At 72.8% G+C, this 12,523-nt stretch carries 12 protein-coding genes and 1 tRNA gene; 6 read left to right on the top strand and 7 right to left on the bottom strand.

Features of this window, described 5'->3' with window-relative positions; translation table 11 throughout:
- The first annotated feature begins 16 nt into the window (after window positions 1-16).
- Entirely contained in the window at window positions 17-883 is an 867-nt protein-coding gene (locus ACFYX3_RS27365; RefSeq protein ID WP_382658738.1) for a spermidine synthase, read from the top strand.
- A gap of 7 nt (window positions 884-890) precedes the next feature.
- Here the strand turns inward: ACFYX3_RS27365 and ACFYX3_RS27370 are convergent, their stop codons facing one another.
- On the bottom strand, window positions 891-1,469 hold the full coding sequence (locus tag ACFYX3_RS27370) for a hypothetical protein (protein WP_389018457.1): 579 nt from the start codon (window positions 1,467-1,469) through the stop codon (window positions 891-893).
- Window positions 1,470-1,556: 87 nt separating this feature from the next.
- On the opposite strand from ACFYX3_RS27370, the gene ACFYX3_RS27375 reads away from it, so the two are divergent.
- The 3 genes from ACFYX3_RS27375 (at window position 1,557) to ACFYX3_RS27385 (ending at window position 5,289) form a co-directional block, all read left to right on the top strand.
- Window positions 1,557-2,258, top strand: a complete 702-nt coding sequence (locus ACFYX3_RS27375; RefSeq protein WP_376584423.1) for a response regulator transcription factor — start codon at window positions 1,557-1,559, stop codon at window positions 2,256-2,258.
- Window positions 2,255-3,628, top strand: coding sequence for an ATP-binding protein (locus ACFYX3_RS27380; protein ID WP_389018461.1), 1,374 nt, complete (start codon window positions 2,255-2,257; stop codon window positions 3,626-3,628). The genes ACFYX3_RS27375 and ACFYX3_RS27380 overlap by 4 nt, the downstream gene beginning before the upstream one ends.
- Window positions 3,629-3,786: 158 nt before the next feature.
- Window positions 3,787-5,289 carry a cellulose binding domain-containing protein gene (locus tag ACFYX3_RS27385; protein WP_389018464.1) on the top strand — a complete coding sequence of 501 codons (1,503 nt, stop codon included), beginning with the start codon at window positions 3,787-3,789 and terminating at the stop codon, window positions 5,287-5,289.
- Window positions 5,290-5,464: 175 nt separating this feature from the next.
- Here the strand turns inward: ACFYX3_RS27385 and ACFYX3_RS27390 are convergent.
- The 4 genes from ACFYX3_RS27390 to ACFYX3_RS27405 all read right to left on the bottom strand — a co-directional run bounded on the left by ACFYX3_RS27390 (window position 5,465) and on the right by ACFYX3_RS27405 (window position 8,442).
- A tRNA-His gene (locus ACFYX3_RS27390) sits at window positions 5,465-5,537 on the bottom strand.
- A gap of 128 nt (window positions 5,538-5,665) precedes the next feature.
- Window positions 5,666-6,268, bottom strand: a complete 603-nt coding sequence (orn, locus tag ACFYX3_RS27395) for an oligoribonuclease (protein ID WP_116160840.1) — start codon at window positions 6,266-6,268, stop codon at window positions 5,666-5,668.
- A gap of 198 nt (window positions 6,269-6,466) precedes the next feature.
- Window positions 6,467-7,627, bottom strand: coding sequence for a helix-turn-helix domain-containing protein (locus ACFYX3_RS27400; protein WP_116160841.1), 1,161 nt, complete (start codon window positions 7,625-7,627; stop codon window positions 6,467-6,469).
- Window positions 7,628-8,049: 422 nt separating this feature from the next.
- Window positions 8,050-8,442 (bottom strand): hypothetical protein, encoded by a 393-nt coding sequence (locus tag ACFYX3_RS27405; protein WP_389018469.1) that lies wholly within the window; start codon window positions 8,440-8,442, stop codon window positions 8,050-8,052.
- A 388-nt stretch (window positions 8,443-8,830) separates the two neighbouring features.
- On the opposite strand from ACFYX3_RS27405, the gene ACFYX3_RS27410 reads away from it, so the two are divergent.
- A complete protein-coding gene (locus ACFYX3_RS27410; RefSeq protein ID WP_015033782.1) occupies window positions 8,831-9,352 on the top strand; it encodes a universal stress protein in 522 nt (173 codons plus the stop codon).
- Window positions 9,353-9,595: 243 nt separating this feature from the next.
- Entirely contained in the window at window positions 9,596-10,156 is a 561-nt protein-coding gene (locus tag ACFYX3_RS27415; protein ID WP_116160842.1) for a GPR1/FUN34/YaaH family transporter, read from the top strand.
- Window positions 10,157-10,315: 159 nt separating this feature from the next.
- Here ACFYX3_RS27415 and glmS read toward each other — a convergent pair whose 3' ends face one another.
- Both glmS and ACFYX3_RS27425 read right to left on the bottom strand, forming a co-directional pair.
- The gene (glmS, locus tag ACFYX3_RS27420) at window positions 10,316-12,133 is read right to left on the bottom strand and encodes a glutamine--fructose-6-phosphate transaminase (isomerizing) (RefSeq protein ID WP_389018474.1); all 1,818 of its coding nucleotides are present in this window, start codon (window positions 12,131-12,133) and stop codon (window positions 10,316-10,318) included.
- 68 nt (window positions 12,134-12,201) lie between these two features.
- Window positions 12,202-12,477 (bottom strand): hypothetical protein, encoded by a 276-nt coding sequence (locus tag ACFYX3_RS27425; RefSeq protein ID WP_030210307.1) that lies wholly within the window; start codon window positions 12,475-12,477, stop codon window positions 12,202-12,204.
- Between the last annotated feature and the right edge of the window lie 46 nt (window positions 12,478-12,523).

Genomic DNA, 12,523 nt, shown 5'->3' on the forward strand with positions numbered 1-12,523 from the left:
CCCGGATAATGGGTCCGTGGCCAGGAACAAACAGCGTGACCGGGCGGCGGCCGCCGCCCCCGTCGTCGAGACCGTCGACGGCGGTCTCGCCGAGCTCATACCCGACCGGGAACGCCCGCGCGGCTGGACGCTGCTCATCGACGGCGCCCCGCAGTCGCACGTCGACCTCGACGACCCGGCCGCCCTCACCTTCGAGTACCAGAGGCGCCTCGGCCACATCGCCGACCTCGCCGCCCCGCCGAACCGGCCGCTCCAGGTCGTCCACCTCGGCGGCGGCGCCTTCACCCTCGCCCGGTACGTCGCCGCGACCCGGCCCCGCTCCACGCAGCAGATCGTGGAGCTCGACGGGCGGCTGGTCCAGCTCGTCCGCCGGGAACTGCCCCTCGACGCCGGGGCCCGCATCCGGGTCCGTTCCACCGACGCCCGTGCCGGGCTCGCCAAGGTCCAGGACGGCTGGGCCGACCTCGTCATCGCCGACGTGTTCAGCGGCGCCCGCACCCCGGCCCACCTGACCAGCACCGAATTCCTCACCGAGGTACGGCGGGTGCTGCGGCCCGACGGCTTCTACGCGGCGAACCTCGCCGACGGCCCGCCGCTGACCCATCTGCGCGGCCAGATCGCCACCGCCGCCGCCGTCTTCCCCGAACTGGCGCTCACCGCCGACCCGACGGTCCTGCGCGGCCGCCGCTTCGGGAACGCGGTGCTGCTCGCCTCGGACCGCGAGCTGCCGGTCGCCGAGCTGACCCGCCGGGTGGCCACCGATCCGCATCCGGGGCGCGTGGAGCACGGCCGGGCCCTCGCCGACTTCGCCGGGGGAGCGGTGCCGGTCACCGACGCGAACGCCAAGCCGTCCCCCGTACCGCCGCCGTCCGTCTTCCGGTGACCGGCCGCTACGTCCGACGGTCGTCGATCTCCACGCGGGGCGCGGTGTCGTGCCAGACGCAGAAGACCGACAGCTCGCGGCCGTCCTCGGTGAAGGTGACCCGGATCCACGTCGGCTGCTTCCACACCTGCATCTGCCAGCCGGCCGCGGGCGTCGCCGACACGAGTTCGGCCGAGGTCTCCCCGAGGTCGAAGGTGACCCGGCCGCCGTCCACGGGGTAGGTCTTCACGGACGAGACGGACGAGGACGAGTCCCCGGGTGACGTGGAGGGAGTCCGCGTCGTGGGGGACGGGCGGCGCGAAGGGGTCGCGGACGGCGAGGCGGGGAGCGTACGGGCCTCGCTCGGCGTGGACTTCGGGGTGGCGGGCGCGGAGGGCCCGGTGCTCTCGGGCGGCCGGGTGGCGGAGGTCTGCGGGTCGCCTCCGGCGACGGCCGTCCCGATGGCGGTGCCGGCCGGGAGGGGCAGGGCCAGCGGCGGGTCGTACACCGTGCCGGACAGCACCGTGTGCACTCCCCACCAGGACAGGGTGACCGCCGCGCCGGTGGCGAGCGACCAGGCCAGGGCGTGAACGAGTCCTCTTCGCACCGGGACATAGTGCACCACCCGGGGAAGGTCCGTACCGGAGGGTGGACCTTGCTCCCGGCCTCACCCGAATGGCGTACGGTGCGGCCCATGGCAAGTGTGCTCGTGGTCGAGGACGACCAGTTCGTGCGCTCCGCCCTCATTCGGCAGCTGACCGAGGCCTCCCACACCGTACGGAGCGTCGGCACGGCTCTGGAGGCGCTGCGCGAGGTCGCCCATTTCCGCTTCGACGTCGTGATCCTGGACCTCGGTCTGCCCGATCTCGACGGGTCCGAGGCGCTCAAGATGCTGCGCGGGATCACCGACGTCCCGGTGATCATCGCGACCGCCCGGGACGACGAGGCCGAGATCGTACGGCTCCTCCACGCCGGGGCCGACGACTACCTCGTGAAGCCCTTCTCCGTCGACCACCTCACGGCCAGGATGGCCGCCGTCCTGCGCCGCTCCCGGCCCGCCGGCGGCGAGCAGCCGCCGTCCAGGGCCCTGAGGGTCGGCGGGCTCACCGTCGACCCGCTGCGCCGTCAGGCGGAGCTCGACGGGACGCCGTTGGACCTGACCCGGCGCGAGTTCGACCTGCTCGCCTTCCTCGCCGGGCGGCCCGGCGTCGTCGTCCCGCGCAAGGAGCTGCTCGCCGAGGTCTGGCAGCAGTCGTACGGGGACGACCAGACCATCGACGTACATCTGTCATGGCTGCGACGGAAGCTGGGCGAGACGGCCGCCCGGCCCCGCTATCTGCACACCCTGCGCGGGGTGGGCGTGAAGCTGGAGCCGCCCCGGGAGCCGCAGCCGTGAGATGGGCGCTCGTCAAGGTGTCCCTGGCCGTCACCGCCATGGTCGTCGTCGCCTTCGCCGTCCCCCTCGGGCTCGTCGTCAAGGAGATGGCCCGCGACCGGGCCTTCTCCAACGCCGAACGGCGGGCCGCGGGACTCGCCCCCGTCCTCGCCATCACCACCGACCGCGACGAACTCGACAAGGCCGTCGCCACCACCGAGGACGGGGCCGCGGGACGCCTCGCGATCCACGTGCCCGCCGCCGAACCCGGCGGCACCGCCCTGGAGATCGGCACCCGCCGCGCCGACCCCCAGGAGCTCGCCACCACCCGCAGCCTCGGCCGCGCCTCCATCGCCGAGGTCCCCGGCGGCTTCGCGCTGCTCCAGCCCACCGCGCTCAGCAGCGGACAGGTCGCCGTCGTCGAACTGTTCGTCCCCGAGGGCGAGGTCAGCAACGGCGTCGCCACCGCCTGGCTCGTCCTCGCCGGCGTCGGCATCGCCCTGATCGTCGGCTCCGTCGCCGTCGCCGACCGCCTCGGCATCCGCATGGTCCAGCCCGCGCAGCGGCTCGCGGGCGCCGCCCACGACCTCGGCGAGGGAAAGCTCGGCGCGCGCGTCCCCGAGGAGGGGCCGCCCGAGCTCAAGTCGGCCGCCGTCGCCTTCAACTCGATGGCCGACCAGGTCGTGCAGCTCCTCGCCAACGAACGCGAACTGGCCGCCGACCTCTCCCACCGGCTCCGCACCCCGCTCACCGTGCTCCGGCTCAACGCGGCCTCGCTCGGCTCCTCGCCCGCCGCCGAGCAGACCCGCGCGGCCGTCGAACAGCTGGAGCGGGAGGTCGACATCATCATCCGCACGGCCCGCGACGCGAAGCCGCAGACCCAGGCGACCGGGCCCGGCGCCGGCTGCGACGCGGCCGAAGTGGTCCGCGAGCGGATGGAGTTCTGGTCGGCGCTCGCCGAGGACGAGGGCCGCCGGGTGCGGGTCGCCGGCGTCGAGCGCCCGGTCCGCATCCCCGTCGCCCGCCCCGAACTCGTCGCCGCCCTCGACGCCCTCCTCGGCAACGTCTTCCGCCACACCCCCGAGGCCACCGCCTTCTCCATCGACGTCCACAACGGAGACGACGCCGTCATCGTCCTCGTCTCCGACGCGGGCCCCGGCATCGCCGACCCCGCCGCCGCGCTCGCGCGGGGCGCGGGCAGCGGACGCGACGGCTCCACCGGCCTCGGCCTCGACATCGTGCGCCGCATGGCCGAGTCGACGGGCGGCGACGTCCGCATCGGCCACTCGGTCCTCGGCGGCACGGAGGTACGGATCTGGATCAGCCTCGACGGCCGCGGAGCCGGTACGGGCGGGGGCGGAGGCCGCCGCGGCCGCCGTCGCAAGGCGTGACGCGCCGGGTCCGGCATGCCCAACCTTTCCTGGTTCCGATGCCTCCCTTAAGCGGAGCCTAAGAATCCCAACCCCGGCCCGACTGGGCCCGTTTGTCCGTTTCCCGGTCGCTAGCGTGCTGCCGCACCCCACCCCCGGCACGTAGAGGCAGGCACGCCATGGGCACCAGTTCGCACCGGCGCAGGACGAGCACCCGGACCAAGGTCGTCGGGGCGATCGTCGCGGCGGCAGTCGTCGGCGGCGCGGCCTTCGCGCTCACCGGCACCGCCCAGGCCGCCGCCGTCGGCGCCGCCTACACCCGGACCAGCTCCTGGACCGGCGGCTACACCGGCCAGTACGTCGTCACCAACGAGACGACCGCGACCCAGTCCGACTGGACCCTGGAGTTCGACCTCCCGGCCGGCACCACCATCGGCTCCCTCTGGAACGGCGAGCACACCGTCTCCGGCAGCCACGTCACCGTGAAGCCCGCGAGCTGGAACAGGCAGCTGGCACCCGGCCAGTCCGTCACCGTCGGCTTCGTCACCTCCGCCGCGGGCCAGGCCGGCGACCCCGTCGACTGCCTCATCAACAAGGCCGCCTGCTCCGCCGGAGGCGCCACCCCCACGCCGAGCGGCCGCCCCACCGAGCAGCCCACCGCGACGGCCTCCCCCAAGCCGACGGCCACCGCGACGGTGAAGCCCACGCCGACCGCCACGGCCACCACGAGCCCGAAGCCGACCACCCCGGCACCCACCCCGACGGCGACCGCCACCGGGGCCCCGGCCACGGGCGCCGGGTTCGCCCCGTACGTCGACACCTCGCTCTACCCCGCGTACGACCTGCTCGCGACCGCCGACGCCACCGGCGTGAAGGAGTTCAACCTCGCCTTCATCACCTCCGGCGGCGCCTGCGCCCCGCTGTGGGGCGGCGTCACCGACCTCGCGAACGACAAGGTCGCGGCCCAGATCGGCGCCCTGCGCGCCAAGGGCGGTGACGTCCGCGTCTCCTTCGGCGGCGCCGCCGGCCACGAGCTGGCCCTGAACTGCTCGACCTCCTCGGCGCTCGCCGCCGCGTACGGCAAGGTCGTCGACCAGTACAAGCTGACCAAGGTCGACTTCGACATCGAGGGCGCGGCCCTGCCGGACACCGCCGCCAACACCCGCCGCTCCCAGGCGATCGCCCAGCTCCAGAAGTCCCACCCGGGCCTGGACGTCTCCTTCACCCTGCCGGTGATGCCCGAGGGCCTCACCCAGCCGGGCGTGGACCTGCTCGCCGACGCCAAGCGGAACGGGGTCCGCGTCGACGCCGTCAACATCATGGCGATGGACTACGGGCCGGCGTACAGCGCCGACATGGGCACGTACGCCGTCCAGGCCGCGACCGCGACCCAGGCCCAGATCAAGGGCGTCCTCGGCCTCTCCGACGCGGCCGCCTGGAAGGCCGTGGCGGTCACCCCGATGATCGGCGTGAACGACGTCGCCTCCGAGGTCTTCAAGGTCGAGGACGCGACCCAGCTCGTCGACTTCGCGAAGTCCAAGGGCCTCGGACGGCTCTCGATGTGGTCCGCGACCCGTGACAAGCAGTGCGCGTCCGGCGCCGTGACCTACGCCGACCCGACCTGCTCCTCGATCCTCCAGCAGCCGCTGGCCTTCACGAGGGCCTTCGGCGCTTACAAGTGACCAGGTAAGCCACCGCGCCCCCCACACCGCGCGCCCCGGCCGGCACCACCCCACCTCCGGCCGGGGCGCGCACCCATGTGTGGGCCGCATCACACATGTGGCCCCGGCCCGGACTTCGCCGGGCCCGGGAACGACGGAAGCCCCGGTTCTTTCGAACCGGGGCTTCCGACATCAGGGTGAGTAACGGGACTCGAACCCGCGACATCCTGGACCACAACCAGGTGCTCTACCAGCTGAGCTATACCCACCACGACCGGCGGTTTTCCCGAAGGTTTCCCCGACCGGCCGAGAAGAAGTCTACAGGGTTTCGAGGGGTGCTCGCGCACGCATTCTTCTGCGGGCGCGAGCGGGCCTCGTCGAGCGGCTGATCGAGCCGTTATTCGGCGGGGACGACGTGACGCGCCGCGATCTTCTTCGCGGTGTCGGAGTCGGGGCCGGGCTGCGGGACGAAGATCGCCTCGCGGTAGTAGCGCAGCTCGGCGATCGACTCGCGGATGTCGGCGAGCGCCCGGTGGTTGCCGTTCTTCTCCGGACTGTTGAAGTACGCCCTCGGGTACCAGCGGCGGGCCAGCTCCTTGACCGAGGAGACATCGACGATCCGGTAGTGCAGGTGGTTCTCCAGGGCGGGCATGTCGCGCGCGAGGAAGCCGCGGTCCGTGGAGACCGAGTTCCCGCACAGCGGCGCCTTGCCCGGCTCCTTGATGTGCTCGCGGATGTACGCGAGGACCTGGGCCTCCGCGTCGGCGAGCGTGGTGCCCTCGGCGAGCGCGTCGAGGAGCCCGGACTTCGTGTGCATCTCGCGCACGATGGCCGGCATGGTCTCCAGGGCCGCGTCCGGCGGGCGGATCACGATGTCCACGCCTTCGCCGAGCACGTTCAGTTCCGAGTCGGTGACCAGCGCGGCCACCTCGATGAGTGCGTCGTCCGTCAGCGAGAGCCCGGTCATCTCGCAGTCGATCCACACCATGCGATCGTTCATGCGTCCTACCTTAGGGCCTGCCTTCCGGATCGGGCCGGGCTCGCGGGGCCCGAAAGGCAGGTCCTGGCCCTTCCCGCCGACGGGACCGGCCCCGCGGGCCCTCGTGCCTGTCCCGGACAGGCCGACGGGCCCCCGGGGGAGGTGTCCCCGAGGGCCCGTCGGTCCTGCGTCGCACCGCTTGTGGCGGCGGCGGTCTCGTTACGGCGCGCTGCGCTGCCCCGGCAGGGCCGGGCGCCCGGAGGCGTACACGTCCGACTGCGGCTTGCCCGGCTCCAGCGGCCTGCGGAGCCCCGCCGAGCCCTGCGCCGGCACCGCCGGCTCGAGCACGGCCGTACCGGCCTCGCCCTGCGGCCGCCGGGCGCGGTACGCCGCCCGGTAGGCGGCCGGCGAGGAGCCGAGCTGGCGCCGGAAGTGGCCGCGCAGCGCCACCGGGGAGCGGAAGCCGCACCGGCCCGCGACCTCGTCGACCGAGTAGTCGGAGGTCTCGAGCAGCCGCTGCGCCTGCAGCACCCGCTGGGTGATCAGCCACTGGAGCGGGGCCGAACCGGTCAGCGAGCGGAACCGGCGGTCGAAGGTCCGCCGTGACATGTACGCGCGCGCGGCGAGCGTCTCCACGTCGAACTGCTCGTGGAGGTGCTCCAGCGCCCAGGCGACGACCTCGGCCAGCGGGTCGGCGCCGATCTCCTCAGGTAAAGACCTGTCGAGGTAGCGCTCCTGACCGCCGCTGCGCCGCGGCGGGACGACCAGCCGGCGCGCGAGCGCGCCCGCGGCCTCGGTGCCGTGGTCGGTCCGCACGATGTGCAGACACAGATCGATTCCGGCCGCGGTGCCGGCGGAGGTCAGCACGTCCCCGTCGTCGACGAAGAGCTCCCGCGGGTCCACGTGGACCGACGGGTAGCGTTTGGCGAGCGTCGGCGCGTACATCCAGTGCGTGGTCGCCGGGCGGCCGTCGAGGAGTCCGGCGGCGGCCAGGACGAACGCCCCGGTGCACAGCCCGACGATCCTGGCCCCCTCCTCGTGCGCGCGGCGCAGCGCTTCGAGCGCCTCCGGCGGCGGCGGCGAGGTGATCGACCGCCAGGCGGGCACCACGACGGTGCCGGCGCGGCTGATCGCCTCCAGGCCGTACGGCGCGGTGAGTTCGAGCCCGCCCGTGGTCCGCAGCGGGCCCTCCTCACCGGCGCAGACGAGCAGCCGGTAACGGGGCACTCCGGCGTCCTGCCGGTCGATGCCGAACACGGAGAGCGGGATGGAGCTCTCGAAGATGGGGCCGCCGCTGAACAGCAGCACCGCGACGACTTCGCGACGGCGGCGCCCGGACAGCTTCCGTGCGACCTCCGGTGCGGTGGAGTCCTGGCTCATGACGCTAAGCCCCCCTCGGTGTTCGCGTCTCCCTGGTCGTGTCGCTCCTGCACGTTTCCCCTCGGTTTTGCACGAGACCCCAGTCTTCGGTACCCATGATCGAATCTACTGTGTCCCGTGGCGCCGGCGTGACAAGTTCTCCATCCGGTGGATTGTCGACAAGGCAACTTGGCGTGAAGCGATCGATCGCCGCGTTGCGCCTCCGACCGCCCCGCGAGGGCCGGGCGGTACCCCGAACGTCCCCGTACGCGGGGGGTGTGGGCCCCCGGGACAAGGCTTTCCCGGCCTCGGGAGCCGGGGTTGGTCAACCGTTTCGCCAAGGACTCGCCGATGGCTGGAAGTTGGCTGAAAACATATGGGGTCGGGTGTGCGAACCTGTCAACTCGAAGGGGGGCGGGGTCGGATTCGAGCCCCCCCGGGGGCTAGTTCCGGCGCCTCGGGCGGACCGTCTCGGCCCGCAGTCCGCGCTCCGAGCGGCGCAGCAGCAGCCGGCAGGCCGCCGTCACCGCGACCAGGCCGAGCGCGGTCCCGGCGGCCCCGCCGAGCGAGGTGCCGTAGAGGACGAGCACCACGGGGACCAGTGCGCAGCAGAAGACCGCCCAGCGGACGACGTCCCCCGTCGGCTCCGCCCCGCCGCCCGTACCCACGGCGATGTCCACCACCGTCTCCGTCCGCCCGTCCGCCCCCGGCTCCGCGGCCGCGGACGGGCCGGGCGCCCGACGTCGCCCGCGGGGCGCGCAGGGTCCGGCGGAGGGACCGGGGGAGGGGGAGGAGGTGGCGGAGGTCTGGCCGGCGGTGGTCGATGGTGCGGGCACGGGCGGTCTCCCTGCGGCGGTGGGGCGGGGGTGCGGTGGCGCCGGGGCGCCGGTTCGGGGCGGCGTGGGGCTGGACCTGTGGCAACGAGGAGCGGAACGTTCCGGTCACTCTCGGCGACGTCCGTTTGGCCCCCGTACGGTCGCCTGTAGGGCACATCCGGCATTGCCAGATCCCGAACCCCTCGGGCATGCTCCCTGGAACGCCGCGCGCGAGCGGCGGGCACGCCAGGTGTGGCACGGCGGGCTCTGGGCAGGAGAGGAGTGTCGCCGTACCCTTGGGGGTATGGGCTTGGGAAGATGATTCCCGGACACAGCTCCGCCGTCACCCGTCGTTCGTCGCCCCTTTTCCCCGTCCCTTCCCACGAGGACCTTCTTCGCCGAGACACCGATGGCCGGTCACGAATTCCCCGAACCCGCGGACCGCAAGCGCGTCGCCGACTCCACGGTCGACCCCCTCGCGGTAGAACAGCCACGTCATGCCTGCGACCCGGCCTTCCGGCACGGGGTCGTCGTCGGCTTCGACGGTTCCACGTCCAGTGAGCGCGCCCTCGCGTACGCCATCGGCATGGCCCGCCGCTCCGGATCGGGCCTGATCATCGTGCACGTGGCCAACCGGCTGCCCACCACGGTGTGGGCCGGCTGCGAGCCCCCGGTCTTCGTCGACGTGCCGGACCACCGCACCGAGGTCCTCGGCCTGGAGCTGGCCTGCGCCGAGCACCTCTCCGAGGTGCCGTGGATCCTGGTCGAGCGCGGCGGGGACATCTGCCACGAGCTGGAGGAGGTCGGCCGGGAGTACTCGGCCGACGCGATCGTGGTCGGCTCGACGCACGGGATCGTCGGCCGGATCTTCGGCTCGGTGGCAGGCCGCCTCGCGCGCCGCGCCCAGCGGCCGGTCATCGTCATCCCGTAACGCGCCCGCGGACCGCTTCCGCGGACCCGTGACGCACCCGCGGACCCCTCCCGTCGTCCCGGGAACGCGCGCCCGCGGACCCGTCCCGTCCCGTACGGCCCGTCAGGTCACTCCCTCAACTGCCGTTATCCGGCCATAAATTCGGCCTTCCTCAGGTGAATTGTGCGCTTGTGAAGGGTACATAAAGGTCACCGGAACACAGCAGCTCACGCAGGACAACTGCACACCTGAAGGGAGCCCGCCGTGAACAACGAAGTCGCCGCGGGAAACACCACCTCCACGCTCGGCCACCTGGCACTCGGACTGACCCTGCTGGCCTTCGGCCTGGGCGGAACCGGTGTCATCGACAACGTCGCGGCAGCGGATGCCGCGGGTCTCGCCACCTGGGTCGGCGGCGTGACGCTCTTCCTCGTCGGACTGCTCGCGCTGCGCGCGGGCGACAAGGGCGAAGGCACGGCGTACGCGGCGCTCGGTGCCTTCTGGTTCACCTGGGGCAGCGGAGCCGGCGGGCACGCCTCGGCCGACGCCATGGGCCTCTTCCTGCTCCTGTGGGCGCTCCTCGCGCTCACGCTGACCATGGCGGCCTCGGGCAGCGGACTCTTCGGACAGGGCGTGTACGGGCTGCTGTTCGTCGCGCTGTTGCTGCTCGGCATCGGCGCCCTCGCCGACAACGCCGGGCTCGGCAAGGCGGGCGGCTGGGTCGCCGCCGTCGCGGGTCTGGTCGCCTGGTACGGCGCCACGGCCGCGGTCGCCGGCTGGCCGACGGCCCTGCGCCGCGCGTCGGGCGCCCCGGCCGCGGGCTGAGCCGGAACCACCGCAAGTACAGCGGTCCCCGTGCACGGGAGGTGTGTGCACGGGGACCGCTGTGGTGTCCGGCCGAGGCTCCGGGGGACAGGCCCGGAGGGGCGCGGCGTCCGGGGGACAGGCCCGGCGCCGCGCCTCGGCCGCGACGGCTGGGGGTGCCTACTCGACGGTGACGGACTTCGCCAGGTTGCGCGGCTTGTCGATGTCACGGCCCATGGCGAGCGCCGTGTGGTAGGCGAGGAGCTGGAGCGGGATGCCCATGAGGATCGGGTCCAGCTCGTCCTCGTTCTTCGGGACGACGATGGTGTGGTCGGCCTTCGCCTGCGGCTGGTGCGCGACCGCGAGGATGCGGCCGCTGCGGGCCTTGATCTCCTCCAGGGCGGCGCGGTTCTTCTCCAGCAGGTCGTCGTCGGGGACGATCGCGACGGTCGGCAGGGCCGGCTCGATGAGGGCGAGCGGGCCGTGCTTCAGCTCGGAGGCCGGGTACGCCTCGGCGTGGATGTAGGAGATCTCCTTCAGCTTGAGGGAGGCCTCCAGGGCGACCGGGTAGCCGCGCACACGGCCGATGAACATCATCGACTGGGCGCCGGCGTACTGCTCGGCGATCTCCTTGATCTGCTCCTCGGTCTTGAGGATCTCCTCGATCTGCGCGGGCAGCTTGCGCAGGCCCTCGATGATCCGCTTGCCGTCGGTGACGGACAGGTCGCGGATGCGGCCCAGGTGCAGGGCGAGCAGCGCGAAGGCGGTGACCGTGTTGGTGAAGCACTTGGTGGAGACGACGCAGACCTCGGGGCCGGCGTGGACGTACACGCCGCCGTCGGCCTCGCGGGCGATGGCGGAGCCGACGACGTTGACGACGCCGAGGACGCGGGCGCCCTTCCGCTTGAGCTCCTGGACGGCGGCGAGCACGTCGTAGGTCTCACCGGACTGGGAGACGGCGATGTAGAGGGTGTCGGGGTCCACGACCGGGTTGCGGTAGCGGAACTCCGAGGCCGGCTCGGCGTCGGCGGGGATGCGGGCCATGGACTCGATGAGCCCGGCGCCGATGAGGCCGGCGTGGTACGAGGTGCCGCAGCCGAGGATCTTGATGCGGCGGATGGTGCGGGCCTCGCGCGGGTCCAGGTTCAGGCCGCCCAGGTGCACGGTGGAGAAGCGGTCGTCGATGCGGCCGCGCAGCACGCGGTCGACCGCGTCGGGCTGCTCGCAGATCTCCTTGTGCATGAACGTGTCGTGGCCGCCCATGTCGTAGGAGGCGGCCTCCCACTCGACCGTCTCGGGGGTGGCCGTGGTGGAGGCGCCCGAGGTGGTGTAGGTGCGGAAGTCGTCGGCCTTGAGGGTGGCCATCTCGCCGTCGTCGAGGGTGACGACCTGGCGGGTGTGGGCGATCAGGGCGGCGACGTCGGAGGCGACGAGCATCTCCTTCTCGCCGATGCCGAGGATGACCGGGGAGCCGTTGCGGGCCACCACGATGCGGTCGTTGAAGTCGGCGTGCATCACGGCGATGCCGTAGGTGCCCTCGATGACCTTGAGCGCGTCGCGGACCTTCTCCTCGAGGGTCTCGGCCTCGGAGCGCGCGATGAGGTGGGTGATGACCTCGGTGTCCGTCTCGGAGGCGAAGACGACGCCGTCGGCCTCCAGCTTGGCGCGGAGCTCCTGGGCGTTGTCGACGATGCCGTTGTGGACGACCGCGACCTTGTTCTCGGGGTCCAGGTGCGGGTGCGAGTTGATGTCGCTCGGCGCGCCGTGGGTGGCCCAGCGGGTGTGGGCGATGCCGGTGGTGCCGGTGAAGCGCTTGGGGACCTTGGCCTCCAGGTCGCGGACGCGGCCCTTGGCCTTCACCATCTTCAGGCCGCCGGCCTTCGGGCTGGTGACGACCATGCCGGCCGAGTCGTAACCCCGGTACTCGAGGCGCGCGAGGCCCTCGAGCAGCAGCGGGGCGACGTCGCGCTTACCGATGTAACCGACGATTCCGCACATAAAGGTGAAACCCCTCCAGGTTGGTGGATGTACTCGAACGCACGCGGACGTTCCCGGGCGTGCGCCGCTCAGCCGTAGACGATGCGGCGCAGCTGCCGGAGCGAGAGCTCCGGTGGCGCCACCGCCCGGTGCGGCAGCTCCGCCGCGATCCGTTCGAAGATCTCGGCGTTCACCGCGCCGCCGGACTGCAGCTCGCGGTGGCGGCGGCGGACGAACTCCTCGGTCGTCTCGTCGAAGTACGCCAGCACGTCGAGCACCACCCGGGCGGCCTCACCGCGCTGGAGCGCGGTGCTGCGGACCAGGTGGTCGATGAGGTCGTCGTGCGACGGGCGGCGTTCGAGCACCCGTGAATACTGAGGGGTCCCCCCGGCCTTCCGCAAGAATCCTGCC

The sequence above is a fragment of the Streptomyces sp. NPDC002463 genome, from assembly GCF_042889835.1.
Classification (GTDB): Bacteria; Actinomycetota; Actinomycetes; order Streptomycetales; family Streptomycetaceae; genus Streptomyces; species Streptomyces nymphaeiformis.

Bases quoted from the DNA above. Each gene is read 5' to 3' on its own strand.
- ACFYX3_RS27400 (WP_116160841.1), bottom strand. From the start codon at position 7,627: ATGAGCCAGGACTCCACCGCACCGGAGGTCGCACGGAAGCTGTCCGGG.
- ACFYX3_RS27410 (WP_015033782.1), top strand. From the start codon at position 8,831: ATGGCCGGTCACGAATTCCCCGAACCCGCGGACCGCAAGCGCGTCGCC.
- orn (WP_116160840.1), bottom strand. From the start codon at position 6,268: ATGAACGATCGCATGGTGTGGATCGACTGCGAGATGACCGGGCTCTCG.
- ACFYX3_RS27385 (WP_389018464.1), top strand. From the start codon at position 3,787: ATGGGCACCAGTTCGCACCGGCGCAGGACGAGCACCCGGACCAAGGTC.
- ACFYX3_RS27375 (WP_376584423.1), top strand. From the start codon at position 1,557: ATGGCAAGTGTGCTCGTGGTCGAGGACGACCAGTTCGTGCGCTCCGCC.
- glmS (WP_389018474.1), bottom strand. From the start codon at position 12,133: ATGTGCGGAATCGTCGGTTACATCGGTAAGCGCGACGTCGCCCCGCTG.